We start from the raw sequence: 26,681 nt of genomic DNA, 5'->3' as shown, positions 1-26,681 counted from the left end.
CGATGCGGCAGAAAGAACTGCGCCTGGCCCTTGTTTCCACCGGCGGCATAAGCCTGGCGGTGTATATGCATGGGGTTACCAAGGAACTGTGGCACCTGTCGCGGGCCAGTTGCGCGGTCAACGCCAAGGCCGGCTCTGCCACAGCGCCCGTGCCAGAGCCGGGGATCGAGGCAGTGTGGATCGCCCTGCTGGACACCATCCACGCCCAGCGCAACCTGCGCCTGCGCGTGCTGGTCGATATCCTCTCGGGCGCCAGCGCCGGTGGCATCAATGCCGTATTCCTGGGCCAGGCGCTTGCCACCGGGCAAAGCCTGGAGCCGCTGACGCGGCTGTGGCTGGCCCGCGCCGATTGCGACGTGCTGCTCGATCCCGACGCCCGGCCATGGGGGCGCTTTGCCAAGTTCTGGGCGCAGCCGCTGGTCTGGGCCGTGCTGCGCTGGCCAGCCCTGCGCGCACGGGGTGGCGAACTGGCGCAGCAGGTGGATTACGAAACACGCCACAGCAAGGCCTGGGGCGAAGTGCGCCGTAAGATCTCGCGCCTGATCCGCGCGCGCTGGTTTGCCCCGCCGTTCAGCGGCATCGGTTTTTCGCGTCTCCTGGCCGAAGCGCTCGATGCGATGGCGCGCAGCGGCAACGCCGCACCGCTGCTGCCGCCGGGCCACCCGATCGACCTGATGGTGACGGCCACCGATTTTGCCGGGCATCCCGCGCCGCTGCGGCTCAACAGCCCGCCCTTGGTAGAGGAAAACGAACACCGCCTGGGCATCGGCTTTCGCGCCGAGGCCCGCGCCCATACCGGCGAAGGCCTGGCTCCACTGCCCGAACTGGTCCTGGCCGCGCGCGCCACAGCGAGCTTTCCCGGTGCGTTTCCGCCGCTGACCATTGCCGAGATTGACCGCCTGGTGGCCGAACGCGGCGAAACCTGGCGGGGCCGCTCGGCCTTTCTGCAGCGGATCATGCCCAACCGCTGGCGGCGTGGCACGGTGGACCAGGCCGCGCTGGTGGATGGCGCCGTGCTGGTCAACCGCCCGTTCGCCCCGGCCATGGCCGCGCTGGGCAGCCGCCCTTCCCGGCGCGAGGTCGACCGGCGCTTCGTCTATCTTGATCCGGCGCCGCATGCGCCCGGCGATGCCGCGCCGGCAGCCGCGCCTGTGGGGTTTATCGCGGCGATCTTTGGCGCGCTGTCCACCATCCCGCGCGAGCAACCGATTCGCGACAACCTGGAGGCGCTAGAGCGGCAATCGCGCGAGCGCCTGCGGCTGCGCGCGATCGTCGATTCGCTGCAGGGCGAGATCGAGGAAACCGTGGCCAAGCTGTTTGGCCACACGCTGTTCTTCGATTGGCCCAACCCCAAGCGCCTGATCACCTGGCGCGCCCGCGCGCAGCAGGCCGCGGCCGAACAGGCCGGCTATGCCTTTCATGGCTATGCCCAGGTCAAGCTGGCGGGGATCGTCGCCGATCTGGCCGAGGTGATCACCCAGGCCCTGCCCGCCGATGACAACGCCGGGGTGGAAGAAGCGCTGTGGCGCCACCTCAACCAGCTTGGCCTCGACAACCTGAGCGCGCGCGGCGCAGGTGCGACGGCGCCGGCCATCGCCTTTTTCCGCGCGCACGACCTGGCATTCCGCATCCGCCGGTTGAAACTTCTGGCCCGCCGGCTGACCGCCGATTGGGACGAAGCCGCCGGCATCGACCCGGCCGCGCGCGAGGCAGCACGCGACGTGGTCTATCGCGCCCAGGCGCTTTATCAGGCGCGCGCCAGCCTGAGCGGCCTTGGCCCCGGCTTTGCGGCCAGCGCCGCCGTGGTGCGCGAAGACCCCGGCGCGGTGCTGGCCGCGATTGCCGCGCGGCGCGATCTGGCGCGGCTGGATGATGAAGTGGACGGGCTGTTCGTCCATGCGCTGGGCATGATGGACAAGGCACTGCGCCGCCGTTTCCTGCACGCCTATCTGGGCTTTCCGTTCTATGACGTCGCCACGTTGCCGCTGTTCCAAGGCGATGGGTTGGGTGAGTTCGACCCGGTCAAGGTCGACCGTATTTCGCCCGAAGATGCCACCGCCATCCGCAGCGGCGGCACGCGCGCCTGCCTCAAGGGCATTGCATTCACCCACTTCGGCGCGTTCTTCAGCCGTGCCTGGCGCGAGAATGACTATCTGTGGGGCCGGCTCAATGGTGCGGAACGGCTGATCGACATGGTCTGTTCGACGCTGGACGAGCCGCTTGATGCTGCTTTGATCGAGACCTTCAAGCGCGATGCGTTCCTGGCGATTTTGGCGGAAGAGGAGCCTAGGTTGCGGGCAGAGGCTGAGTTGGTGCCAAGCGTGCGGGCGGAGGTTTTGGCGAAGTTTGATGGTGGCTTCCACCACCCCCCGACCCCCTCCTCTAAAGAGGATGGGGAGTAGACATAAAAAAGCCCCCTCCTCTTCAGAGGAGGGGGTTGGGGGTGGTGGACGCCTTGCCCGATGTTATTCCGTCAAATCGGTCCAGGCATCCTTGATGCGTTCGAAAAAGCCCTTGGATTGCGGGCATTCTTCGCCGGTTTCGGTGCTCTGGAATTCGCGCAGCAGTTCGCGCTGGCGCGCCGAAAGCTTGGTGGGCGTTTCCACCTGGATTTCCACGACAAGATCGCCAGAGCCGCGCCCTTGCAGCACGGGCATGCCCGCACCGCGCTTGCGCAGCTGTTTGCCTGACTGGATGCCGGCGGGAATCTCGATCGCGTGGCGGCTGCCGTCCAGGCCGGGGATCTCGATTTCGCCACCCAAGGCTGCGGTGGTGAAGCTGATCGGGGCGCGGGTCAGCAGCGTGGTGCCGTCGCGCTCGAACACCTTGTGCCGGGCAATGTGAAGGAAGATGTAGAGATCGCCCGCCGGGGCGCCATTGGGCCCGGCCTCGCCTTTGCCAGCCAGGCGGATGCGCGTGCCGGTATCGACGCCGGCAGGAATATCCACCGCCAGCGTCTGCGGCGCATCGACGCGGCCTTCGCCACGGCAATGGCGGCAGGGCTTTTCGATCACTTCGCCGCGACCGTGGCAGTTGGGGCAGGCCCGCTCCACCATGAAAAAGCCCTGCTGTGCGCGCACCTTGCCATGGCCGCCGCACAGGTTGCAGCGACGGGCAGAAGTGCCAGGCGTGGCGCCGGAACCACTGCACGGTTCGCAGGTCTGCGACACTTCTACGCTGATTTCGGCAGTCTTGCCATGGAACGCCTCTTCCAGAGTCACTTCCATGTCATAGCGCAAATCGGCGCCGCGCCGGCTTTGCTGCCGGCCGCCACCGCCACCAAAGGCACCGCCGAAGATCGTTTCGAAGATATCGCCAATGTCGCCGAAATCGCCGCCGCCAAAACCGCCTGCACCGCCGCCACCGGGGCCGCCCTGCTGGAACGCGGCATGGCCATAGCGATCATAGGCGGCGCGCTTTTGCGGATCGGAGAGGCAGGCATAGGCCTCGTTGATCTGTTTGAACTTGGCCTCGGAATCCTGACACCCCGGGTTCTTGTCGGGGTGGAATTTCATCGCCAGCTTGCGGAACGCAGACTTGATGACCTTGTCATCAGCCGTCCGTTCCACTTCCAGCAATTCGTAATAATCGGCTTCAACTGCCATAACAAAGCCCTCGCCCCGCACGGGGAGAGGGCCTGGGCAATGCCATGTTAAAGGCGTTCCTGGTCCCCTCTCCCCGTCCCTTGCCACCATGCGTGGCAAGAGAGGGGGTTATGTTGCAGATCAAGCCTTGGTGTCGTCCACTTCCGAGAACTCGGCGTCGACCACGCCATCGTCCTTGGGTGCTTCAGCCCCCGGAGAGGCGGCACCGGCCTGTTCCTTTTCATAGATCGCCTGGCCCAGCTTCATCGCCTTGTCGGTGAGGGCCTGGGTCTTGGCGGTCATGTCTTCGGCATTGCCGCTTTCGATGGCGGTCTTGGCTTCGGCCAGGGCTGCCTCGATTTCGGCCTTGAGGCCCGCGTCAACCTTGTCGCCATGCTCTTCGAGCTGGCGCTCGGTGGCGTGGACCAGGCTTTCGGCGTTGTTCTTGGCCTCGGCCGCCTCGCGGCGCTTCTTGTCGTCAGCCGCGAACTTTTCAGCATCGCGCACCATCTGGTCGATATCGGCGTCGGACAGGCCGCCCGATGCCTGGATGCGGATCTGCTGTTCCTTGCCGGTGCCCTTGTCCTTGGCCGAAACGTTGACGATGCCGTTGGCGTCGATGTCGAACGTCACCTCGATCTGGGGCACGCCGCGCCGTGCGGGCGGAATGCCGAGCAGGTCGAACTGGCCCAGCAGCTTGTTGTCCTGCGCCATTTCGCGTTCACCCTGGAACACGCGGATGGTCACGGCCTGCTGGTTGTCTTCCGCGGTCGAGTAGACCTGGCTCTTCTTGGTCGGGATCGTGGTGTTGCGGTCGATCATCTTGGTCATGATGCCGCCCAGCGTTTCGATACCCAGCGAAAGCGGGGTCACGTCGAGCAGCAGCACGTCCTTGACGTCGCCCTGGAGCACGCCGGCCTGGATGGCCGCGCCCATGGCCACGACTTCGTCAGGGTTCACGCCGGTGTGCGGATCCTTGCCGAAGAAGTCCTTCACCACGTCGCGCACCTTGGGCATGCGGGTCATGCCGCCGACCAGCACCACGTCGTCGATGTCCTTGGCCGAAAGGCCGGCATCGGCCAGCGCCTTGCGGCAGGGCTCGAGCGTGCGCTCGATCAGCTTGCCGACCAGGCGTTCGAGGTCCGAACGGGTGATGGTTTCCACCAGGTGCAGCGGGGTGGTGCTGCCACCTTCCATGCGTGCGGTGATGAAGGGCAGGTTGATTTCGGTGGTCTGGGCCGAAGACAGTTCGATCTTGGCCTTTTCCGCCGCTTCCTTGAGACGCTGCAGGGCAAGCTTGTCGCCACGCAGATCAAGGCCTTCCTTGCCCTTGAACTTGTCCGCCAGGTATTCGACCAGCGCGGTGTCGAAGTCTTCACCGCCCAGGAACGTGTCACCGTTGGTGGACTTCACCTCGAACACGCCATCGCCGATTTCGAGGATGGAGATGTCGAACGTGCCGCCGCCAAGGTCGTACACGGCAATGGTCTTGCCGTCCTGCTTGTCGAGGCCATAGGCCAGCGCGGCCGCAGTCGGCTCGTTGATGATGCGCAGCACTTCAAGGCCGGCAATCTGGCCGGCGTCCTTGGTCGCCTGGCGCTGCGCGTCGTTGAAGTAGGCCGGCACGGTGATCACTGCCTGCGTCACGGTTTCGCCCAGGTAGCTTTCGGCGGTTTCCTTCATCTTCTGAAGGGTATAGGCCGAAATCTGCGACGGGCTGTAATCCTGGCCACCGGCCGCAACCCATGCATCGCCGTTCTTGCCCTTGGTGATCGTGTAGGGCACCAGCTGGGTGTCCTTCTGGGTCAGCGGATCGTCGAAACGACGGCCGATCAGACGCTTGACCGCAAAGATCGTGTTGTCAGGGTTGGTCACGGCCTGGCGCTTGGCCGGCTGACCGATCAGGCGCTCACCGTCCTTGGTGAAAGCCACGATCGAAGGCGTCGTGCGCGCGCCTTCCGAATTCTCGATGACCTTGGGCGTGCCCCCGTCCATCACCGCGACGCAGCTGTTGGTCGTGCCGAGGTCGATACCAATAACTTTAGCCATGTTTCCCCATATCCTTCGCGTGTTGACACCGCTTAATCGGGCGTCCCCCTTGTGGGCAGGCGCCACCTTGGCGGCTCGTTACGGGCGGGATATAGGTGCGCTTGCGCTTGGCACAAGCCCCGCGCGTGCTATGGCTGTGTCACATTTTCACCTCGCTTGAAAAGAAGGATCGCATCGCATGCGCGCACCTGTTCTGGCCGGCATGGCCTGTCTTGCCCTGGCGGGATGCAGCAAGCCTGCGCCGCAGGAAAGCCCCAGCGTTGCCGCAAGCCTCGATGCCACGCCCGAAAACGCACCGGGCACCACGCTGACCGATGCAACCGTGCAGTTGCCCGCCGTGGCCGGCAATCCGGGCGTTGCCTATTTCACCCTGGCGCAGGGCAGCGGGCCCGACCGCCAGTTGGTCGCCGTGCATGTCGAAGGCGCGGGCCGCGCGGAAATGCATGAAAGCGCGATGAAGGATGGCATGATGCAGATGTCGCCGCTCAAGGCGGTGCCGCTGCAATCGGGCAAGAGCGTGGAGTTCAAGCCCGGTGCCAACCACGTGATGCTGTTCGACCTCGCCCCCACGCTCAAGGCCGGGGGGGTGACCGAACTCACCATCACCCTCGACAACGGTGACAAGGCAACGACCAAGGCCAAGGTCGTCGCGCCCGGCGCCGCCGCAGCAGCTGGAGCCGCAGCCGCAGCCGGCGGCAGCATGGACCACATGGATCATATGTGAGGCCAGCGCGCCATCATGGTCGCGCGCAAGCTGACGCCGGGCGAAGTGGCGCTAGGACGCAGCGTCTATGGTGCGGCGATCGATTGGCAGCGGGTGGAAGTGCGGCGCCGCCGCTGGTGGCCGTTTCAAGGGGTGAACGTGGTGATGGCGCCGATGGGGCACATCCACTTTCACCCCGGCGCCGATTTCTGGTCAGCCGATTTCGCGCAAGAGCACCTCAGCCTGCAAGGGCTTCTGATCCACGAATTGTGCCACGTGTGGCAATGGCAGCGGGGCGTCTTTCTGCCCCTGCAGCGCCATCCGTTCTGTCGCTATGCCTATGACTTGGTGCCGGGCAAGCCGTTTGCCCGCTATGGCCTGGAACAACAGGCGGAAATAGCGCGCCACGCCTTCCTGCTGGCGCAAGGCATGGCACTGCCCGACAAGCCACCGCTGGCGGCCTATCGGGCAGTCCTGCCGTTCTGATCAGCAGACGCGATAGCTGCGGCCATCGGCGTCGGTACGCCAGCAATCCTTCTTGACCTGCGAGCCGGCGGCCGCGCCCACAGCGCCGCCGATCGCTGCGCCAGTGCCGATATTGCCGCCGGAAATGCCGGCTACCGCGGCGCCGACGCCAGCCCCGGCCAGGCCACCTTCACCGGCATAGTTGCGCGCACAGCCGCCCAGCGACAGGGCACCAAGCGCAATGGCGGCGGGGATCAGGAACTTCTTACCCATGAGATCTGCTCCATCTGCCTCCCGTTGTCACAAGAGGTTACGATGGAGCACGGGGTTTGGTTCCTTAACAGCGTGTTGCTGGGTTTGCGGTGCGAGGGTTCCACCACCCCCCGACCCCCTCCTCTAAAGAGGATGGGGAGTTAAGACTTTGACTCTAAAGCCCCCTCCTCTTCAGAGGAGGGGGTTGGGGGTGGTGGAAATCTTACGCTATCAATCCGGCTTCTTGGCCACCACGACCATGGCCGGGCGCAGCAGGCGGTCCTTGATGGTGTAGCCGGCCTGCAGTTCCTGCACCACGGTGCCGGGTTCATGCTCGGCCGAGGGCACTTCCATCATAGCCTGGTGCTGATGCGGGTCGAGCGGCATGCCCTTGGCGGCGATGCGGCTGATGCCGTGGTTGCCAAAAACCTTTTCGATCTCGCGCCCGGTGGCTTCCAGGCCGGTGACCAGGTTCTTGAACTTGTCGTCCTCGCGCAGGTCGGCCGGGATGGTTTCCAGTGCGCGGGCCAGGTTGTCGGCCACCGACAGGATGTCGCGGGCAAAGCTGGTGGCGGCATAGGCGCGCGCATCGGCAATGTCCTTTTCCATGCGGCGGCGCACGTTCTGTGTCTCTGCCTTGGCATAGAGCACGTCCTGCTTGGCCACCTCGAGCGATTCGCGCAGGGCCGCCAACTCGGTATCGTGGCCAGCGGCGCCGGATTCCTTCAAATCCTCGGGCACGCCAGCCAGTTCGGCTTCCAGCTCTGCATCTTGCGGGCGCGTCTCGTTATCCGTCATTTGCGTGAAAATCCGTCTTGTCCGATAAGTTTGCCCAAGGATTGGGCCGTGAAATCCACCATGGGGACGACGCGCGCATAATTCAACCGCGTTGGCCCGATCACCCCCACTACACCGACCACCCGCCCCTCGCCGTCGCGCCAGGGCGAAGCGATCACCGAAGACCCCGAAAGCGAGAACAGGCGGTTCTCGCTGCCGATGAAAATGCGCGTGGCCTGCGCCTCGCGCGCGGCATCAAGTACGCCGGCAATCGCCTCGGCGCTTTCCAGTTCATCGAGCAGCAGGCGCACCCGCTCGATATCGCCGAGCGCGGCTTCATCCAGCAGGTTGGCCTGGCCGCGCACCACCAGGACCGGGCGCTGGGCCGCGTCGATGCTCCATACTGCCAGGCCGCGCTGCACCAGATCGGCGCTGGCAGCATCGAGCGCGCTGCGCCCGCCGGCAATTTCAGCGCGGATCGCAGCAACTGCCTCGGCCAGGGTGCGGCCGGCGAGACGCGCGGTGAGATAGTTGGAGGCCTGTTCCAGCATGAAGGGCGCGGTGGGCGCCGGCAGGTCAATCACGCGGTTTTCGATGCCACCGTCTTCGGCCACCAGCACGGCCAGCGCGCGCGTGGGCGACAGCGATACGAACGAAAGCTGCATCAGCCGCGGTTCGCGGCGCGGCACCATGATCACCCCTGCCCCGGCCGAAAGCTCTGACAGCGCCGAGGTTGCCGCCGCCAGGGCCGCCTCGATCGTGCCGCCCTGCGCGCGGGTGCGCTTGAGGCCGCGTTCGATCTGCGCGCGTTCGGCCTCGCTCGGCTGGGCGACCTGCATGATGCCGTCGACGAACAGCCGCAGGCCCATTTCGGTGGGCATGCGCCCGGCGCTGGTGTGCGGCGCGGCCAGCAGCCCGGCGTCCTGGAGTTCCTGCAATACCGAGCGGATCGAGGCGGGCGACAGATTGACCCCGCCCGCGCCAGCCAGCGTCTTGGAGCCAACCGGCTGGCCCGAGGCGATATAGCCCTCCACCACCAGGCGGAAGATATCGCGGGCGCGGTTGGACAGATCGGTAAGCGTGGAGCCGTTCATACCAGAGCCATATGTAGAAGCCTTGGCCCAAGGCTCAAGGGAATTGCATGCCGCGCGGAATTGCTTGCGGGCCATCACGCAATCGGCCAAGGCAGCGCGCAATTCTGGCACCCACCCTTGCAAGGAAACCTCAACATGCGTCCTTCCGGCCGCGCCGCCGATCAGATGCGGGCGATCACCATCGAGACCAACTTCACCAAGCATGCCGAGGGCTCGGTCCTCATCGGCTTTGGCGACACCAAGGTGCTGGTGACGGCCTCGGTGGAAGAGCGCGTGCCGCCGTTCATGCGCGGCAAGGGTGAAGGCTGGGTGACGGCGGAATATTCGATGCTGCCCCGCGCCACCCACACCCGTGGCAGCCGTGAGGCGGCCAAGGGCAAGCAATCGGGCCGCACCCAGGAAATCCAACGCCTGATCGGCCGTAGCTTGCGCGCCGTGACCGATCTCAAGAAGTTGGGCGAACGCCAGATCACGCTGGATTGCGACGTGATCCAGGCCGATGGCGGCACCCGTACGGCCTCGATCTCGGGCGCATGGGTCGCGCTGCGCCTGGCGGTGCAGAAGCTGATGGATGCCGGTGCGATCCAGGACGATCCGCTGACCCGCAAGGTCGCGGCGATCTCGTGCGGGATCGTCAAGGGCACGCCGGTGCTCGATCTCGACTATATCGAAGACAGCTCGGCCGATGCCGATGCCAACTTCGTGCTGATCGAAGGCGGCCACATCGCCGAAGTGCAGGCGACCGCCGAAGGCGCGACCTATGACGAGGAAGCGCTGCTGCGCCTGCTGCGCCTGGCGCGCCTGGGCTGCACCGACATCTTCGCCGCGCAGGAAAAGGCCGTGGCGCGGTGAGCCGCACGCTCGCCCCCGGCAAGCTGGTCATCGCCACGCACAACAAGGGCAAGCTGCGCGAAATCCAGGCGCTGCTGGCTCCCTATGGCCTGGAATGCCTGTCGGCGGGCGAGCTTGGTCTGCCCGAACCGGCGGAAACCGGCACGACCTTTGTGGAAAACGCGCTGATCAAGGCCCACGCGGCTGCCCGCGCGGCCAACCTGCCGGCGCTGTCTGACGATTCCGGGCTTTCGGTGGCCGCGCTGGGCGGCGCGCCCGGCGTCTATACCGCCGATTGGGCGGAAGCGGCGCCCTATGAAGGCGGGCCCGGCCGCGACTGGTACATGGCAATGGGCAAGGTTGAGGGCAAGCTGGCCGAGCTGGGCCCGGATGCCCCGCGCGACTGCTGGTTTTCCTGCGTTCTGGCGATTGCCTGGCCCGATGGCGAAGCGGTCAGCTATGAAGGGCGGGCCGATGGCACGCTGACCTGGCCGCCGCGCGGCACGCTGGGCTTTGGCTATGACCCGGTGTTCGTGCCGGTGGGCGATACGCGCACCTTTGCCGAACTCGATCCGGCCGAAAAGCACGCCATCAGCCATCGCGCCGATGCCTTTGCCAAGCTGGTCGCCGCGCAGTTTGCGGGGTAGAAGGGGCTGGGTTGCGTCAGGCTTCCCACCACCCCCCGACCCCCTTCTCTGAAGAGGGGGGGAGCGAGACCCGAAAAAGCCCCCTCTTCTTTAGGGGAGGGGTTGGGGGTGGTGTGAAGCCTTGCGCACGATTTCCCGGAGAACAAATGCCCCCCCTCGCGCTCTATATCCATTGGCCGTTCTGTCTCGCAAAGTGCCCCTATTGCGACTTCAACAGCCATGTGCGCGCCAAGACCGACATGGCGGCATGGGAAAGCGCGCTGCTGGCCGACATGGCGCACGAGGCGGCGCTGCTGCCGGCGCGGGAATTGACCTCGATCTTCTTTGGCGGCGGCACGCCATCGCTGATGCCGCCGGCGCTTGTGGCGCGGCTGATCGAAGCGGCGGGGCAGCACTGGCGCCTGGCCAGCGATATCGAGATCACGCTGGAGGCCAATCCATCATCGGTGGAAGCTGCCAATTTTGCCGCGCTGGCAAATGCGGGGATAAACCGCGTGTCGCTGGGCCTCCAGGCGCTGGATGACGAGACGCTGCATTTCCTCGGCCGGCTGCACAATGCAGACGAGGGACTGGCGGCACTGGACGTGGCGCAGCGTCACTTTGCCCGCGTGACGTTTGACCTGATCTATGCCCGGCCGGGCCACACGCCGGAAACGTGGGACGCCGAACTGGCACGGGCGCTGGCGCTGGGCACCGGGCATATGTCGCTCTATCAGCTGACGATCGAACCGGGCACGCGCTTTGCCACTTTGGTGCGCGAAGGGCGCTTTACCCCGCTTGACGATGATGCCGCGGCCGACCTTTTTGCGCTGACCCGCGAACGCATGACCGCGGCCGGCCTGCCCGCCTACGAAATCAGCAATCACGCCCGACCGGGCGAGCAGAGCCGCCACAACCTGACCTATTGGCGCTATGGCGACTATGCCGGGATCGGGCCGGGTGCACATGGCCGGCGGCTGGAAACTGCCACGGTCAGGCATCGCAAGCCGGAAAACTATCTGCGCGCGGTGGCAGAGCAAGGCCATGGCCTGGTGGAACAACGCGCGCTGGGCCGGACCGAACAGGCCAGCGAAGCGCTGCTGATGGGCCTGCGCCTGGATGAAGGGGTGGATGTCGCCGCCCTCTCCCGCCGCTTTGGCCTGGCGGAAAGCGCGCTGATCGACCCGTCCAAGCGCGCGTTCCATGCGCGTGGCGGCCTGCTGCGCGACGAGGGCACGCGGCTGGTGGTGACCGAGGCGGGGATGCCGCTGCTCGATGCGCTGCTGGCCGAACTGGTGCCGGCCGAGCTGGTAGGCTGAGGGAAAAGCGGCATGGACCGGGCAGACCTGCTGATTGCCTGGCACGATCACCTGGCGCTGTCGCTGCGCCGATCGCCCCACACCGTGCGCGCCTATCACAAGACCGCGCAGCGCCTGCTCGATGCTCTGCCCGCCGGGCAGGACTGGGCCAGCCTGGCCCGGCTCGATGCCCCGCGCCTGCGCCAGCATCTGGCCGAGCGGCGCGCGGAGGGCCTGGTCAATACCTCTGCCGCGCGCGAGCTTTCCGCGCTCAAGGCGTTCCTGGCCTTTGCCCGCGCCCAGGCCGGCCTGCCCGATGCCGTAGCGCCGCGCCTGCGTGGGCCGCGCGTGAAGAAGGGCCTGCCCCGCCCGATTTCACCCGACGATGCCGTGGCCCTGGCCGAGATGGTTTCCGACGAGGCCGCGCCCTGGATCGCCGCGCGCGACCGCGCCGTGCTGCTGCTGCTTTATGGCGCCGGCCTGCGCATTGCCGAGGCGCTGGCCCTGCCCGCCAGCGTACTGCCGCTGGGCGAGCGGCTGGTGGTGACCGGCAAGGGTGGGCGCCAGCGGGTGATCGCGCTGTTGCCGGCGGTGCGCCAGGCGGTGGCCGACTATGCCGCGCAAGTGCCCTGGCCGCTGGAGCGCGACGCCGCGCTGTTTCGCGGCGCCAAGGGCGGGCCGCTCTCGCCCGGCCTGGTGCAGCGCGCGATGGCACGCGCCCGCGTGGCCCTGGGCCTGCCGGCCACAGCCACGCCCCACGCCCTGCGCCACAGCTTTGCCACGCATCTGCTGGGCGCCGGAGCCGATTTGCGCAGCCTGCAGGAATTGCTGGGCCATGCCAGCCTGTCGTCCACGCAGATCTATACGCGGGTGGATGCCGCCACGCTGCTCGATGCCTATCGCAATGCCCATCCGCGCGAGCGGGGGGAGTAGCTCACCCCCCTCCACCACCCGCTTTGCAGGCGGTTCCCCTCCCCCGCTGGCGCGGAGGGAGGATCTTTTATTTGGCGCGGGGCAATCTGAGGGTCGTTAGCAGACCGCCCAGGTCTTCGCTTTCGCCCAGCGTCACCGCGCCGCCATAGAGTTCGGCCACGTCGCGCACGATGGCCAGGCCGAGGCCCGTGCCTGGCTTGCCGGTATCGAGCCGGGCGCCACGGTCGAAAATCCGCTCGCGCTCCGCCTCGGGTATGCCCATGCCGTCGTCTTCCACCCAGATATCGCAAAAGCGCGGATCGGTGGGCACGGCGTCGATGGTGATGAACACCGATCCGCCGCCATACTTGGCCGCGTTCTCGATCAGGTTGCCCAGGATCTCGTCCAGATCCTGCCGCTCGATTGCCACCCCCGCCTCGCGGTTGCCATCGAGGTCAAAGCGCACATCGGCATAGAGCCGGGTGACGGCGCGCACCACGGCATCGGCGCTTTCCCATACCGTGGCGCGCGACAGGCCGGTGGCGCGCCGGCCGACGGCGCGGGCGCGCGCGAGATGGTGATCGACCTGGCGGCGCATCACCGCCGCTTCGCGGATCACCGTGTCGGACAGGTCGGGCGCGTGGGCGGTGGCTGCGTTCATCACTACGGTCAGCGGCGTTTTCAGCGCATGGGCGAGATTGCCGGCATGGGTGCGCGCCTCTTCTGCCTGCTTTTCGGAATGGGCCAGCAGCAGGTTGATTTCCTCGACCAGCGGCTGGACTTCCAGAGGCAGCGGCTCGTTCACGCGCGATGCGCCGCCTTCGCGCATGGCGGCAATCGCGCGGCGCACGCGGCGCAACGGACCCAGGCCATAATAGGTTTGCAGGCCAGCCATGATGAACAGGCCCATGCCCAAGACCAGGAATGACCAGACCAGGATCGCGCGGATGCGGGTGATCTGCGCATCGAGTTCGCCACGGCTGGCCGCCACGGAGAACTGCCACAGCGTGTTGCTGCCCGGCAGGATAACCGAGCGTTCGATCATGCGCAGCCGCTCGTTATCGCCAAACTGGTTGGAATCGTAGATGTGCGGCGCGGTGTCGACGTGATCGGCGCGCAGCTTCAGCGTCCGGTCCCACAGCGAGCGGGAGGGGAAATCGTCATGCCCCTGCCCCGAAATCTGCCAATAGAGGCCGCTATTGGGTTCGAGAAAGCGCTGGTCGCCCAGGGTGCGGTTGAAGAACACCTCCCCATCGGGCCCGATTTCGGCCGAAGCGACCATGGCAGTGAGCATGTAGTTGAGCTGGTCATCGAAATTGCGGGTGACCAGCCCGGTCAGCGTGCGATCAAGGGCCAGCCCGCCGCCCAGCAATAGCACCGTGACCCAGGCAAACGCGATCAGCAGCATGCGCCGCGACAGCGAGCCGGTGTGCTGGCGCCCGCCTGCCGTGGCAGCGGCGGCTTCGGCGCGGTGGCGCCCGAAGCCCAGCCGCAGCAGGAGGCGGGCCAGCCGGTTCACGCCGCAGCCCTTATCCGCGCACGGCCGCCGGATCGTCGAGGCTGTAGCCCAGGCCCCGGATCGTGGTGATCACATCGGCGCCCAGCTTCTTGCGAATGCGCGTGACGAACACTTCGATGGTGTTGGAATCGCGATCGAAATCCTGGTCATAGATGTGTTCGATCAATTCCGTGCGGCTGACCACCTTGCCCTTGTGGTGGAGCAGATAGGACAGCAGCTTGTATTCCTGCGCCGTCAGCTTGACCGGCTCACCCTGCAGGGTGACGCGGCCCGAGCGGGTATCGAGGCGCACATCGCCGGCGATCAGTTCGGACGAGGAATTGCCCGAGGCGCGGCGGATAAGCGCGCGCAGGCGGGCGATGAGTTCTTCGGTCTGGAACGGCTTGGCGAGATAATCGTCAGCGCCAGCATCGAGGCCGGCAACCTTGTCGGACCAGCTGTCACGCGCGGTGAGCACGAGGACGGGGAACTTGCGGCCTTCCTTGCGCCACATGCCCAGCACGGTGAGCCCGTCGATTTCGGGCAGGCCCAGATCGAGGATCACCGCGTCATAGTCTTCGGTCGAACCAAGGAAGTGGCCGTCTTCCCCATCGGTCGACAGGTCCACGGCATAGCCGTTCTGCTCGAGCGTGGACTTGAGCTGCCGCCCCAGGGTCGGTTCGTCCTCGACGATCAGGATACGCATGGCAATTGGCCCCTTCTGGCGCCGGCTGCCCGGATGGACGGGCGGCGCGAACGTGCTGGAATGGAGGTTAGATGGCGACAGGAACCTGAACGGTCAAGAAACGGTTCCCGCGTGGCGCATCATGCCGTGTAACCGGCGGGGGATATCAGCGCGATTCGCCCATGACCTGGCCAGTGCGGCCATCGACATCGACGAACACCACCCGGCCCTCGCGAATAAATTTCAAGCGATAGGCCCGCGCCTGGGGATCGTATTCAGGCCCGAGATACTGGGCGCCGCGCATCATCGGCAATACGCGCGCCTCGATCTCGCGCAGCGAGCGCACATGGCCGGCTGCCAAATCCTGGCGGGCACGGTCCTGTTCGTTGCGAATCTGGGCGTTGGCCGCTGGTGCGGCGGCAGCCAGGGCCAGCACGCTGGCAGCAGCAAGGAGAAGGCGGCGGAGCATCGTCATGCCTTGTGCATGCAACAATCCTATTGAACAAGTTGTGAATAGCACCGTTTCGCCATGTTCAGGTGGACCTGTGGCCAGCCCGCCGCTAAGCGCAGGGGCTTATGGCAGCACCAATCCTGAGCTGGGAAGGGCTGGGCCTGCATCAAGGCACCGGCTGGCTTTTCCAGGACCTCGACATCCAAATCGCCCCGCGTGACCGTCTCGCCCTGATCGGGCGCAACGGCGCGGGCAAGAGCACCCTGCTCAAACTAATTGCCGGCACGATCGATGCCGACAAGGGCAAGCGTTCGGTCCAGCCCGGCGCGCGCGTGGTGACGCTGGAGCAGGACCCGTTCTTCAAGGGCTTTGCCACCTTGCGCGATTTCGCGCTGCACGGGCCCGATGCGCCCGAACCGCACGAAGTGGAAGCCATCGCCGATCAGCTGGGCATCAACCTGGCGCGCGAAGCGCAGAACGCCTCGGGCGGGGAGCGGCGCCGGGCGGCGCTGGCCCGCGCCCTGGCGCAAGATCCCGATGTGCTGCTGCTCGACGAGCCGACCAACCACCTCGACCTGGCGGCGATCGAATGGCTGGAAGACTGGCTGCAACGCTTCAACGGCGCGTTCGTGGTGATCAGCCACGACCGTACCTTCCTGACGCGGCTGACGCGCGCCACGCTGTGGCTCGACCGGGGTAGCCTGCGCCGCAAGGAAGTGGGCTTTGGCGGCTATGAAGCGTGGATGGAGCAGGTCCACGCCGAAGAGGCGCGCGCGGCCGACAAGCTCGATGCCAAGCTCAAGATCGAGGAGCACTGGCTGCATCGCGGCGTCACCGCGCGGCGCAAGCGCAACATGGGCCGCTTGGAAAAGCTGCACGAAATGCGCGCCGAACGCGCCGCGATGACCGGCCCGCAAGGCGCGGCCAAGCTCGCCATCGCCAGCGACGACAGCAAGACCAAGTCGGTGATCGTGGCCGACCACGTGACCAAGCGCTTTGGCGATCGCACGATCATCAAGGACTTTTCGCTGCGTATCCAGCGCGGCGACCGCATCGGCCTGGTCGGCTCCAACGGCGCGGGCAAGACCACGCTGCTGAAAATCCTGACCGGCGAACTGGCGCCCGACGAAGGCAGCGTCACGCTGGCCCAGACGCTGACCGGGGTAGTGATCGACCAGCAGCGCAGCCTGATGGCGCCGGAAAAGCGTGTGCGCGATGTGCTGGCCGAAGGCGGCGACTGGATCGACGTACGCGGTGTGCGCAAGCATATCCACGGCTATCTCAAGGACTTCCTGTTCGATCCCGGCCTGGTCGAAGCGCGCGTGGGCACGCTTTCGGGCGGCGAACGCTCGCGCCTGCTGCTGGCGCGCGAGTTTGCGCGGTTCTCCAACCTCTTGGTGCTCGACGAGCCGACCAACGACCTCGACCTAGAAACGCTCGACCTGTTGCAGGAAGTGATCGGCGACTACGAGGGCACCGTGCTGATCGTCAGCCACGACCGTGACTTTCTCGATCGCACGGTCAATATCACCCTGGGCATGGATGGCTCGGGCAAGGTCGATATCGTGGTGGGCGGCTATGCCGATTGGGAGCGCCAGCGCAAGGCGCGCCTGGCCGCCCAGCCCAAGGTGGGCGCGAGCAAGGTGGCCGAGGCGGCCCCTCCCCCGCCGCCACCGGCACCGCGCAAGGCCAAGCTGACCTACAAGGACCAGCGCGACTACGAAATGCTGCCCAAGCGCATCGAGGAACTCGATGCGGCGATCGCGCGCGATGAAGCCGCGCTGGCCGATCCGGCGCTCTATAGCCGCGATCCCAAGCGCTTTGCCGCGCTGAGCGAGGCCGTAGCCAAGGCGCGCGGGGAAAAGGAAGCGGCCGAGGAACGCTGGCTCGAACTGGCCGAACAGGTCGAAGGCGCCTGAACGTTCTGGCAACGGGAGCCGGGCGGCCACAAGGCCACCCGGCTCCCGTGTTGATCAGGCGCTGCGCAAACGCTCCGCAATGCGCTCGTCGATCCGCGCTTCGAGCATCGAGAGCGGCATCGAGCCTTCCTTGAGCACGGCGTGGAACCAGGGCAGGCTGAACTTGTCGCCCAGCGCCGCCTGCGCCTTCTTGCGGTTGGCGACCCACGCGGTGTGGCCGATCTTGTAGCTGCAGGCCTGGCCGATCATCGTGCAATAACGCTCGATCTCGCGCTGGCTGCGCGCTTGGGTAAAGCCGGTTTTCTCGACCATGTAGGCCGTCGCCTTTTCCCGGCTCCAGCGATAGTGGTGGATGCCGGTGTCGACCACCAGGCGCACGGCGCGGAACAGGAACGACTGGAGATAGCCGGCACGTTCGATGCCGTTATAACCGCCCAGTTCGTCACCCAGCTGCTCGGCATAGAGCGCCCAGCCCTCGCCATAGGCGGAAATGAAGTAATCGCGCAAAATCCACGGCAGCTCACCGCCACCCTGGGCATAGCCACCCTGGAGATGATGCCCGGGAATGCCTTCGTGATAGGTGAGCGAGGGCAAGGTATAATTGGGCCAGTCGTTCACCGACTTGAGGTTGATCCAATAGATCGCCGGCCGCGAGCCATCGAGCGGGGCGCTGTTGTAATAGCCGTTGGGCGCACCATCCTGGATATCGGTGGGCACGGCGCGGATCACCAGCGGATCGTTGGGGATATCGGCAAAGGCGCGCGGCAGCTTTTCGCGCATCGCGGCCACGCTCTTGTTGAGCCCCGCGATCAGATCGGTGCGGCCCTGCGCAGTATCGGGATAGAGCTGGTCGCTGGCGCGGTTGAGCGCGGACAGCCGCTCCCCCACGGTGCCGGTAGTGTGCCCGGCCGCCTTGAGCACGGTATCGAGCTGGCCGGTGATATCGGCCACCTGCTCCAGGCCCATCTTGTGCACCTGCTCGGGGCTGAGCGTGGTGGTGGTGGCACTGGCGAGCGCGGCGGCGTAGATGTCATCGCCACGCTTGAGGCGCCACACGCCATCGCCGGGCGCCGACTTGCCACGCAGGCGGCGGTGCAGCGCGATCTGGCGATCGAGCGCGGGATAGACCTTGTCCTTGACGATCGCCGTGGCGCGGCCCTGCCAATCGCCGGCCAGGCCCTTTTCACGGGCGCGCCGCACCAGCGAGGTGACCAGCCCGCTTTCGCCAGCCGGCACGCCGCGCAGCTTGCCCATCTGGCCCAGCGCCAGATCGATCGCCCAGGCCGGGGGAATGCGGCCCAAGCCGGCCTGGCGCGCCACTTCGGCGGTCTGATCATCAAGCACGACCGGGAACGCGGCCAGGCGATCGAGATAGGCCTCGGCATCGTCGAGCTTTTCGATCGGATGCTGGTTATCGAGGAAATCAGGCACGGAGAAATAGGCGCCGCGCTGCTGATCGATAGTGAACGGCGTTTGCGGATCATCGATATCAAAGGCAGCGCCGCTCAACTGGTCACCCAGGCGATGCAGGACGATGGCGCGATTGCGCTTGTTGGCAGCGCTCAATCCGGCCGGATCGAACCCGGCGACCGCAGCGCGGGCATCGCGATAAAACGCCAGGCTGGCTTCGCGGCCGCCCTGCCCGGCGCTGTCGAGCCGGTGGCGCAGCATGGCGCGCACGCCGGTATCGAGGCCAAGGCCGGTCGCGCGTTCCGGCTCGATCAACAGGCTGGACCAGAAAATGCGATCGAGCAGGGAAACAAATGCTGCGTCGCCAGTATCTTGGGCGAAAGCCAAGCCCGGCATGCCGGCCAGCAGGCCACCCGCCATGGTGCCGCCAGCCAGCGAAAGGAAGGCGCGTCGTTCCAAACCGTGCATCATCTAAAGGGTCGCTCCCTGGCTTTTTGTTTCAAGTGAGACGAGGTGCCACGGCCACCGTGCAGCGACAATCAAAATGATACGGCAATCGACCAAATCACGATATGAATCGACCAACGCCGGTTCTCGTGATCAATTGTGCAAGGATGCTTGCCCTGCCGTCCAAATTACGGGTAAGAAAGCATAACACCTCACGCCTGTAGATGTGGACCATCCCCGATGATCAACAGAATTCGCGAAATTCGCAGGCAAAAGGGGCTTACGCTGGCCGACGTTGCCGCGCGCTGTAATCCCGCCACTACGGCGCAAACGATCGGCCGCCTGGAAACCGGCACCCGATCGCTTTCACTCAAGTGGATGAACCGGATCGGCGCCGCCCTGGGCATCGATCCCGAACTGCTCGTGCGCGCGGGAGACGACGCGCAGGCACATGTCGTGGCGCGCCTCACCCCGGTCGGCGCCGAACCGGTGCCAACCCCGATCCTGGCGCAATTGCCCGACACGCTGCTGGGGCGCGAGGGGCTGATGGCGCTGTCTGTGGAAGCCAGCGCGGGTGATTGGCGGGCGGGTGACCAGGTATGGCTGCGCCGGCTCGACGCCGCCGAGATCGGCCGTGGTCTCAACCGCGATGTGCTTGCGCCGCGGCCGGGCGGGCGCTTTGCCTTTGGCCGGATGATCGACCATCGCGATGGCCGCGTGGCGCTGCTCCCGCCCGGGCCTGGTCAACGGCAACTGGTGATCGATCGCCCGGCGTGGATTGCCGTGGCCGAAGTTCTGGTTCGCCCACTCTGACGCCAATCCGCCGCAATATCTGGCCCTCCAGGCCCTTTGTGTCCATTCCGGTACGCTTGCCCTCGCACACGCAGCATTTTCGCGCTACGCCCTGAGCCATGACGTTGCGCCTGCTCAGCTTGTCCACGCTCTATCCTGCCTCGCTTCGGCCCGGTTTTGGCCGGTTCGTGGCGCGGCAGATGGAAGCGCTGGCCGCGCGGCCCGATTGGGACGTGACGGTGATCAATCCGATCGGCCTGCCCCCCCTGCCCGGCGCACTGATGCCGCGTGTCTATCGCCCGTTGTTGGGAATTCCGCCGATGGAACGGCGCAGCGGCGTGCCGGTGCATCATCCCCGGTTTCGCCTGCTGCCGGGTCTTTCGGGCCGCCTGAACCCGGCGCTGATCGTGCGTGCGGTGCTGCCGCTGGCGCGGCGGCTGCATGCCGAGCGGCCGTTCGACATGGTGGACGCGCAGTTCTTCTATCCCGATGGCCCCGCCGCCGCGCGGATCGCCGATGCGCTCGGCCTGCCCTATGCCATCAAGGCGCGCGGATCAGACATTCACGTATGGGGACATCGGCCAGAGGCGCTGCGCCAGATGACCGCCGCGGCCCAGGGCGCCGGGGCGCTGCTCAGCGTGTCACAGGCGCTGGCTGACGACATGGCCGATCTGGGCCTGCCCGAACGCGCCATCACCGTGCACTATACCGGGCTTGATCACGGCCGTTTCCACCCCCGCCCCCGCGCCGCATCGCGCGCAATCCTGGCCGAACGCTTTCACATTCCCGCCGACGGCCCGCTGGTGGCCTGCGTCGGCGCGCTGATCGCGATCAAGGGCCAGGCCCTGGCGATCAAGGCCCTGGCCGAACCCGGCATGGAAGGGGTGAGCCTGGCCCTGGCCGGCACCGGCCCCGACGAGGCGGCGCTGCGCGCGCTGGCCCGCCAGCTGGACGTGGCGCATCGCGTGCATTTCATGGGCGCACTGGGCCACGATTTCATGCCGGTGCTGATGGCCGGCGCCAGCGCGATGGTGCTGCCGTCCGAACGCGAAGGCCTGGCCAACGTGTGGATCGAGGCGCTGGCCTGCGGCACGCCGCTGGTAATTCCGGATATCGGCGGCGCGCGCGAAGTGCTGATGGCGCCGGCCGCCGGGCGCATTGCCGCCCGCGAGCCTGCCGCGATTGCCCGCGCGCTGGCGGCCCTCATTTCCCAGCCCAGCGCACCCGAAGCGGTTGCGGCCTGCGCCGCGCGGTTCAGTTGGGAAAACAACGCCGCAATGCTGGCTGATGTTTACGGCAAGGTTGTCGCGGGCTGAGCGCGCCACTTGCGCCTAGGTTGTGGCTCCCACCACCCCCCGCCCCCCTCCTCTGAAGAGGATGGGGAGTAAGACATAAAAAAGCCCCCTCCTCTTCAGAGGAGGGGGTTGGGGGTGGTGCGAAACCTTACATTAAATCGCCAAAAATCAGGCGCCTTCGCGCGCGAGGCGCTCCTGCTTTTCCAGCGCGGTTTCGGTGGGCACGAAGCTCTTGGGATTGACCTTGAGCCAGATCAGGATGGGCGCAGCCATGTAGATCGAGCTGTAGGTACCCACGAAAATGCCCAGGGTGATGGCGGCGGTAAAGCCGAAGATCACTTCCGGCCCAAACGCGAGCAGCGCCACCAGCGTGATCAGCATCGACAGCGACGTGACGATGGTGCGTGCCAGCGTTTCGTTGACCGACAGATCGAGCAGTTCGGGCAGCGGCATCTTACGATACTTCTTGAGGTTTTCGCGCACGCGATCGTAGACCACGATCGTATCGTTGAGCGAATAGCCAATCAGCGTGAGCAGTGCCGCCACGATGTTGAGGTCGAACTCCATCTGGGTCAGCGCGAACATGCCAAGCGTGAGCGTGACGTCGTGCACCAGGCTGAACAGGGCGCCGACGCCGAACTGCCATTCGAAGCGGATCCAGATATAGGCGGCCACAGCCAGCGCGGCGAGGCCAAGCGCCTTGAACGCGTCCCATTTGAGTTCGCCGGACACCTTGCCGGAAACCGAATCGATGCCGTCGATCCGCGCATCGGTGTGGTGGCTCTTGATATCGGCCGTGATGGTGCGCGCCATCTTGTCAGACTGCGCGGCATCATGCTCCGAACCCTCGGGCAGCTTCATGCGGATCGAGATTTCGTTGGGCTTGCCATAGCGCTGGATGATCGGCTCACCATAGCCGAGCTTGGCCACTTCACTGCGCAGGTCGGCCACCGGCGCCTCGGCGCTGCGCTCGAACGTCACGCGGATCATCTGACCGCCGACGAAATCGACGCCCAGATTCAGGCCCTTGGTGAACACCAGGCCAAGCGAGGCGGCCATGAGCAGCAGGCTGCCCAGGTAGAACGGCACGCGCCACTTGAGGAAGTGGATGTTGGTGTTGTCGGGAACGAGCTTCAAAAGTTTCATGGGTTATCGCTCCCCTGTCACAGCTTGAGATCGGCAGGGCGGGCGCGGCGCAGCCATTGCGCCACCCACATGCGGGTGAGCCACATCGAGGTATAGACCGAGGTGGCAATGCCGATCATCAGCACCACGGCAAAGCCCTTGACCGGGCCGGAGCCAAAGCTGGCCATCAGTACGGCCGCAATCACGTTGGTGACGTTGGCATCGAAGATGGCGCGGCTGGCTTCCTTGTAGCCGGTTTCGACCGCCGCCACGACGCGGCGGCCGCGATGGCGTTCTTCGCGGATACGCTCGTTGATCAAGACGTTGGCGTCGACCGCGGCGCCGATGGTGAGCACGAAGCCGGCAATGCCTGGCAGCGTCAGCGTGGCGCCGATCGTGGCCATGACCCCCAGGATCATCAGCATGTTCATAACCAGCGCAAGGCAGGCATAGACGCCGAAGCGGCCATAGGTGGCGATGATGAATACCACCAGGGCCAGCGTGCCGACCGCCATGGCGATCACGCCCTTGCGGATCGAATCGGCGCCAAGGTCAGGACCGACCGTGCGTTCTTCCACGACCTTGAGATCGACCGGCAGGGCGCCAGAGCGCAGCGAGATTGCCAGCTGACCCGCGCTTTCAGCGGTGAAGTGGCCGGAAATCTGCGCGCTGCCGCCCAGGATCGGTTCGTTGATGTTGGGTGCCGACAGCACCTTGCCATCGAGAATGATGGCAAAGGGCTTGCCCACGTTCTGCGTGGTCAACTTGGCGAACTTGGCGCCGCCTTCGGTGTTGAACGTGATATTCACCACCGGTTCGTTGGTCTGCGGGTTGTTGCCGGCCTGCGCGTTGGTCAGTTCGTCGCCGCGAATGCCGCCCAGGCGCTTGACCGCGATCGGCACGCCCTGCTTGGGATCGGCAAACGGCAGGATCTGGCTGCCGGCCGGGGCAATGCCGCGCGCCAGGTCAGACGGCAGCGCGCTTTGATCGACCAGCTTGAATTCGAGCTTGGCGGTCTGGCCCAGCAGGCTCTTGAGCTGCTGCGGGTCCTGCAGGCCCGGCACCTGCACCACGATGCGCTGCGCGCCTTGGCGCAGGATCGTTGGTTCCTTGGTACCCAGGCCGTCGATGCGCTTGCGCACCACTTCCACGGCGGTGTCCATCGCCTGGCTCACGGCCTGGTCGATGCCTTCCTGCGTGGGGGTGAGGACGAAGCGGTTGCCGTCCACCACCTGGATGTTCCAGTCGCGCTGGCCGGTCAGGCCCGCGCCCGACGTCAGTGGCAGGATCGCCTCGCGCACGGCGTCCACCTTGGTGACATCGTCAACCAGGAAGGTCAGGCTGCCGTTGTTGTTGCTGATGTCGCTGATGCGGATGGTGGCATCGGTCGTCTTCAGCTTGTTGCGGACGGATTCCTCCATGCCTTCCAACCGCTGCTCGCGCACTTGCGATGGATCGGCCTCGAGCAGGATGTGGCTGCCACCGGCCAGGTCCAGGCCCAGGTTGATCGTGGGCGAAGGCAGGGCCGAGGGCCAGGCAAGGCCAGAGACCGTAAACAGCGAAGGCAATGATGCCAGGGCGACCAGGATGGTCACCCCCCATAGCATCAGTACCTTCCAGCGCGGAAAATCGAGCATGATCGGGCTTTCAGAAATCTATCGGGCCAGAAATCTATGTGGTTGGACCAACGAGATCGGCCAGGGTCCGGTAACGGTCAGTCGTTGGCGGGCTTGTCGCCGGGCTGCACGATCTCACCCAGGGTGGAGCGCACGGCCTTGACGCGCACGCCCGGGGCCAGTTCCAGATCGACATAGGCATCGTCGATCCGCACGATCTTGCCGAGCAGGCCGCCGGCGGTGATCACGGAATCGCCCTTCTGCAAGGCGGCCAGGCGCTGCTGGTGTTCCTTCTGGCGCTTCATCTGCGGACGCAGGATGAGGAAATAGAAGATCACGGCCATGGCCACCAGCGGCAGGAACTGGAGGTAGGCGGGCGGCGAAGCCGCATTGGCGGCGGCGGCGGAGAGAAGGCTGAGCATGACAGAACCGTTCGTGGGATCGGAGACAAGGGTTTACAACCCCCGGCGGGGCACGTGTGGCCGCACCTTCCCCCGATTGTTGCAATTGGCCGCGGCTGCTAGCAGTTTGGGAAAGGCAAGGCAATGAAGCGCCATCGGCGCGCCTTTCGCACCCCGATCGCCGTGCCCTGCGCGCATCACAATCCACAGGCATTTCCCGGCCGGCGCAAAAAGATGCCGTGCAAGGGGCTTGCCATCCCGAAACGTTCCGCTTAGAGGCGCCCCACCGGTCGGGACGTAGCGCAGCCTGGTAGCGCATCACACTGGGGGTGTGGGGGTCGGAGGTTCGAATCCTCTCGTCCCGACCAATATTTCAGTAACTTAGGCGATATTCCACCCCTCCGGGGGACCAGCAAAAACCTTCTGGTGGTGCGCTGGTGGTGCAGATCGCTTCTCAAAAAAATTTCGCCCCTTCCGCAAAAGCTGCCCTTTTGCCGCTTCGGAATCGGCCTTGCCGAGGCTCTCGTCGTCAATTGCGACCCTACGCCAGAGCCATTAGGATGCGCCGCATTGCATTCTGGAAGGCGAACGGGATTGGCTGACACGGCGCAAGGCGACTATCTCAAATATCAGAGGGCAGCCGTTGCCTTTGCCCGCTTTTGCAACCTTGATGCGAGCCTGACGCCCGAGGCGCTGATTGGCACCAAGGCTTACGCGGCTTGGTATGGTGCCGCGCGCCGATCTGCCAAAAACAGATATTGGCGTTTGGCAGCCTATGCAGCAGCGGGCGGTTTGCTGGCATGCGCCATCTGGCTGGCGCTTCAACCCATCTCTGCCTTGCTGGCCTTGCCCCCCGTCCTGCCAGCTGGCTGGCTGATCGGCAACACGATGCGCCGGGCTTATCGCAGCGAAGAGCCGCGCCTTGAAGCCCTGATCCAGAACGCCACCCCGGACGAACGGGATCGCATCCTTAACCTGGAGGAATTTTGCAACCGGGCGGCGGGCGGAAGATTTGGCGTAGCCGAGCGTTTGCCGGATGGTACGATGCGCGAGCTTGCCGCCGATTGGTTGAAATGCTTCGCCGCTGATGGCGGCAAATTGCTGGTCCTTTCCACCAACCCAACGGACTGGCTTCTTATCAGACGCCGCCCTGTCCCGGGTGGCGAAATACTGATCGACATACGCGGAATGGTCGCCGCGACCGAGCTTTCGTCCAAAACGCTCATCGACCTTGACGATACAGCCCGCTTTGAAGCGATCCACCAATGGCTTCTGGACCATGCCCAGGGCACTAGCTCAGATGCCACGGCCTTTCGCAACGTGCTGAACCTGATCGTCGCCTTTCGCCGCCCGGAATTCGCAGGAAAGGGCTTTGAGAGCAAGAAGGAAGAGCTTGAAAAAGAAGGCTATAGCCGCAGCATGCTGGAGAAGGTGCATTCGGGCAATTACCCTCCCTTCCAACGCTTTTTGCGCAGTTTGCCACTGAATGAAATTCCGTGAATGGGGCTCTGAATTGCATAAAGGCCCTCGTCTGGCACGCCTTGCATTCCAACGAATGAAAGGACGCCGCCGTGGTTACGAATCGCGAGCAACTTCTCACCGTCACTGACGTGCTCAACGTCACCGGCTTCAAATCCCGCACCACGCTCTATCGTCGTGCCCGCAATGGCACCTTCCCCTGCCCGTGCAATATCGGCGCGGGAAAAATTCGCTGGCGTTCGGGTGACATCGAAGACTGGCTGAACGGGCTGCAAACCCGCCGATATTGAGCCGCAAGCGCACGAACAGCCCCTGCCCACCTGATGGGTGGGACCGCCCTCGCCTGCGTCCATGCCCCTCCCCAAATCCACTTTCGCGGCGAGGCGAGGCTTCGCCGCGCGGAGACTGCCATGACTGACAAACCGTCTTTGATCGAGAGCATCCTTGCGTCCGAAGCCTTCCAGGACAAGATCGCCAGGGACATGAATGAGGCCTTCCTGCGGCGGCTCAACCGCCCGGGCGCGGATGGCCGGGCCTATCGGTCGTTCATTCTCGATTGGCTCTATCTCGAACGCCCGCTGTTCGAACGCTTCCGGGGCGCGCGGTATCAAGTCCAGTTCGAAGGCCCAGCGATCACCATCGACGGGCAGGACTTCCCGCTGGGCGCCTATATCTATCGCAAGCTGGAATGGGCGCATATCGACCCAGTGCGCGCCCACGACCTCTATGAGAAATTGCGCGCGGCAGTCGATGCCGCCGTGGAGGAATGGCGCGGCCAGACCCCGCTCAAATTCCTGCCTGCCCATCCGCAGCGCCCCTTTGCCGATCGCGCTGACGCCGACGCTAAGGCAGCGCAGGCGATCCACGCCTTCGCGTCTCCCGCCAGGAAGCCCGAGGGAGACAACGATGCCTGACATGGCCCCACGGCAAAAGCCATCCGCCAGCCACGATGCTTCGCATCGCGCCGCCTAT

Annotated in this window: 25 protein-coding genes and 1 tRNA gene; 14 read left to right on the top strand and 12 right to left on the bottom strand. The window is 65.5% G+C overall.

All coding sequences use genetic code 11. From position 1 onward, the window contains the following. Positions 1–65: 65 nt before the first annotated feature. The gene (locus C8K14_RS15285) at positions 66–2,402 is read left to right on the top strand and encodes a patatin-like protein (RefSeq protein WP_233253933.1); all 2,337 of its coding nucleotides are present in this window, start codon (positions 66–68) and stop codon (positions 2,400–2,402) included. Between the two features lie 63 nt (positions 2,403–2,465). Here the strand turns inward: C8K14_RS15285 and dnaJ are convergent, their stop codons facing one another. Both dnaJ and dnaK read right to left on the bottom strand, forming a co-directional pair. Continuing rightward, positions 2,466–3,605: a molecular chaperone DnaJ gene (gene dnaJ / locus C8K14_RS15280; protein WP_022677501.1), complete on the bottom strand. Its 1,140-nt coding sequence runs from the start codon at positions 3,603–3,605 to the stop codon at positions 2,466–2,468. Between the two features lie 120 nt (positions 3,606–3,725). Next, positions 3,726–5,633: a molecular chaperone DnaK gene (gene dnaK / locus C8K14_RS15275; protein ID WP_054130975.1), complete on the bottom strand. Its 1,908-nt coding sequence runs from the start codon at positions 5,631–5,633 to the stop codon at positions 3,726–3,728. 178 nt (positions 5,634–5,811) lie between these two features. Between dnaK and C8K14_RS15270 the strand changes: the two genes are divergently transcribed. Beyond that, positions 5,812–6,357, top strand: a complete 546-nt coding sequence (locus C8K14_RS15270; protein ID WP_107717300.1) for a copper chaperone PCu(A)C — start codon at positions 5,812–5,814, stop codon at positions 6,355–6,357. Positions 6,358–6,372: 15 nt separating this feature from the next. Further along, entirely contained in the window at positions 6,373–6,822 is a 450-nt protein-coding gene (locus C8K14_RS15265) for a vgr related protein (RefSeq protein WP_107717298.1), read from the top strand. Here the strand turns inward: C8K14_RS15265 and C8K14_RS15260 are convergent, their stop codons facing one another. The 3 genes from C8K14_RS15260 to hrcA all read right to left on the bottom strand — a co-directional run bounded on the left by C8K14_RS15260 (position 6,823) and on the right by hrcA (position 8,924). Continuing rightward, complete coding sequence (locus C8K14_RS15260) at positions 6,823–7,074, bottom strand: glycine zipper domain-containing protein (protein ID WP_022677504.1); 252 nt, start codon at positions 7,072–7,074, stop codon at positions 6,823–6,825. Between the two features lie 210 nt (positions 7,075–7,284). After that, complete coding sequence (gene grpE / locus C8K14_RS15255) at positions 7,285–7,851, bottom strand: nucleotide exchange factor GrpE (RefSeq protein WP_022677505.1); 567 nt, start codon at positions 7,849–7,851, stop codon at positions 7,285–7,287. Then, positions 7,848–8,924 (bottom strand): heat-inducible transcriptional repressor HrcA, encoded by a 1,077-nt coding sequence (gene hrcA, locus C8K14_RS15250; protein WP_107717296.1) that lies wholly within the window; start codon positions 8,922–8,924, stop codon positions 7,848–7,850. The genes grpE and hrcA overlap by 4 nt, the downstream gene beginning before the upstream one ends. Positions 8,925–9,059: 135 nt before the next feature. Between hrcA and rph the strand changes: the two genes are divergently transcribed. The 4 genes from rph to C8K14_RS15230 all read left to right on the top strand — a co-directional run bounded on the left by rph (position 9,060) and on the right by C8K14_RS15230 (position 12,612). After that, a complete protein-coding gene (rph, locus tag C8K14_RS15245; RefSeq protein WP_107717294.1) occupies positions 9,060–9,776 on the top strand; it encodes a ribonuclease PH in 717 nt (238 codons plus the stop codon). Continuing rightward, the gene (rdgB, locus tag C8K14_RS15240) at positions 9,773–10,402 is read left to right on the top strand and encodes an RdgB/HAM1 family non-canonical purine NTP pyrophosphatase (RefSeq protein WP_107717292.1); all 630 of its coding nucleotides are present in this window, start codon (positions 9,773–9,775) and stop codon (positions 10,400–10,402) included. Before rph ends, rdgB begins: the two co-directional genes overlap by 4 nt. Before the next feature lie 146 nt (positions 10,403–10,548). Continuing rightward, entirely contained in the window at positions 10,549–11,700 is a 1,152-nt protein-coding gene (hemW, locus tag C8K14_RS15235; RefSeq protein WP_107717291.1) for a radical SAM family heme chaperone HemW, read from the top strand. A gap of 12 nt (positions 11,701–11,712) precedes the next feature. Further along, positions 11,713–12,612 carry a tyrosine recombinase XerC gene (locus C8K14_RS15230; protein WP_054130973.1) on the top strand — a complete coding sequence of 300 codons (900 nt, stop codon included), beginning with the start codon at positions 11,713–11,715 and terminating at the stop codon, positions 12,610–12,612. 67 nt (positions 12,613–12,679) lie between these two features. Here the strand turns inward: C8K14_RS15230 and C8K14_RS15225 are convergent, their stop codons facing one another. The 3 genes from C8K14_RS15225 to C8K14_RS15215 all read right to left on the bottom strand — a co-directional run bounded on the left by C8K14_RS15225 (position 12,680) and on the right by C8K14_RS15215 (position 15,243). Next, positions 12,680–13,999 (bottom strand): sensor histidine kinase, encoded by a 1,320-nt coding sequence (locus tag C8K14_RS15225; protein WP_107717415.1) that lies wholly within the window; start codon positions 13,997–13,999, stop codon positions 12,680–12,682. A gap of 121 nt (positions 14,000–14,120) precedes the next feature. Beyond that, the gene (locus C8K14_RS15220) at positions 14,121–14,795 is read right to left on the bottom strand and encodes a response regulator transcription factor (protein ID WP_022676009.1); all 675 of its coding nucleotides are present in this window, start codon (positions 14,793–14,795) and stop codon (positions 14,121–14,123) included. 145 nt (positions 14,796–14,940) lie between these two features. Next, on the bottom strand, positions 14,941–15,243 hold the full coding sequence (locus C8K14_RS15215) for a hypothetical protein (RefSeq protein ID WP_369801227.1): 303 nt from the start codon (positions 15,241–15,243) through the stop codon (positions 14,941–14,943). A 107-nt stretch (positions 15,244–15,350) separates the two neighbouring features. On the opposite strand from C8K14_RS15215, the gene C8K14_RS15210 reads away from it, so the two are divergent. Beyond that, a complete protein-coding gene (locus C8K14_RS15210; protein WP_107717289.1) occupies positions 15,351–17,144 on the top strand; it encodes an ABC-F family ATP-binding cassette domain-containing protein in 1,794 nt (597 codons plus the stop codon). Between the two features lie 54 nt (positions 17,145–17,198). Here C8K14_RS15210 and C8K14_RS15205 read toward each other — a convergent pair whose 3' ends face one another. After that, positions 17,199–19,025 (bottom strand): DUF885 family protein, encoded by a 1,827-nt coding sequence (locus tag C8K14_RS15205; RefSeq protein ID WP_233251101.1) that lies wholly within the window; start codon positions 19,023–19,025, stop codon positions 17,199–17,201. A 216-nt stretch (positions 19,026–19,241) separates the two neighbouring features. Here C8K14_RS15205 and C8K14_RS15200 point away from each other — a divergent pair, with 216 nt between their 5' ends. After that, positions 19,242–19,814, top strand: a complete 573-nt coding sequence (locus C8K14_RS15200; RefSeq protein WP_022676005.1) for a helix-turn-helix domain-containing protein — start codon at positions 19,242–19,244, stop codon at positions 19,812–19,814. 98 nt (positions 19,815–19,912) lie between these two features. Continuing rightward, positions 19,913–21,109 (top strand): glycosyltransferase, encoded by a 1,197-nt coding sequence (locus C8K14_RS15195; protein ID WP_199223746.1) that lies wholly within the window; start codon positions 19,913–19,915, stop codon positions 21,107–21,109. A gap of 147 nt (positions 21,110–21,256) precedes the next feature. On the opposite strand, the gene secF is transcribed toward C8K14_RS15195, so the two are convergent. The 3 genes from secF to yajC form a co-directional block, all read right to left on the bottom strand. After that, positions 21,257–22,234 (bottom strand): protein translocase subunit SecF, encoded by a 978-nt coding sequence (gene secF / locus C8K14_RS15190; protein WP_022675249.1) that lies wholly within the window; start codon positions 22,232–22,234, stop codon positions 21,257–21,259. Between the two features lie 17 nt (positions 22,235–22,251). After that, entirely contained in the window at positions 22,252–23,850 is a 1,599-nt protein-coding gene (gene secD / locus C8K14_RS15185) for a protein translocase subunit SecD (RefSeq protein WP_022675250.1), read from the bottom strand. A 77-nt stretch (positions 23,851–23,927) separates the two neighbouring features. Beyond that, positions 23,928–24,251 carry a preprotein translocase subunit YajC gene (yajC, locus tag C8K14_RS15180; protein WP_022675251.1) on the bottom strand — a complete coding sequence of 108 codons (324 nt, stop codon included), beginning with the start codon at positions 24,249–24,251 and terminating at the stop codon, positions 23,928–23,930. A gap of 270 nt (positions 24,252–24,521) precedes the next feature. On the opposite strand from yajC, the gene C8K14_RS15175 reads away from it, so the two are divergent. From C8K14_RS15175 to C8K14_RS15160, 4 genes are all read left to right on the top strand, one after another. After that, positions 24,522–24,598 (top strand) — tRNA-Pro (locus C8K14_RS15175). Between the two features lie 226 nt (positions 24,599–24,824). After that, a complete protein-coding gene (locus tag C8K14_RS15170) occupies positions 24,825–25,730 on the top strand; it encodes a hypothetical protein (protein ID WP_107717287.1) in 906 nt (301 codons plus the stop codon). A gap of 71 nt (positions 25,731–25,801) precedes the next feature. Continuing rightward, positions 25,802–25,999 (top strand): AlpA family transcriptional regulator, encoded by a 198-nt coding sequence (locus tag C8K14_RS15165; RefSeq protein ID WP_107717285.1) that lies wholly within the window; start codon positions 25,802–25,804, stop codon positions 25,997–25,999. A 120-nt stretch (positions 26,000–26,119) separates the two neighbouring features. Further along, positions 26,120–26,623: a hypothetical protein gene (locus C8K14_RS15160; protein ID WP_108350161.1), complete on the top strand. Its 504-nt coding sequence runs from the start codon at positions 26,120–26,122 to the stop codon at positions 26,621–26,623. Positions 26,624–26,681 lie beyond the last annotated feature (58 nt).

The organism is Novosphingobium sp. GV079 (genome assembly GCF_003058045.1).
GTDB lineage: Bacteria > Pseudomonadota > Alphaproteobacteria > Sphingomonadales > Sphingomonadaceae > Novosphingobium > Novosphingobium capsulatum.
Note: the sequence above shows the minus strand (reverse complement) of the source record. Positions and strands in the feature narration are given on the sequence as shown.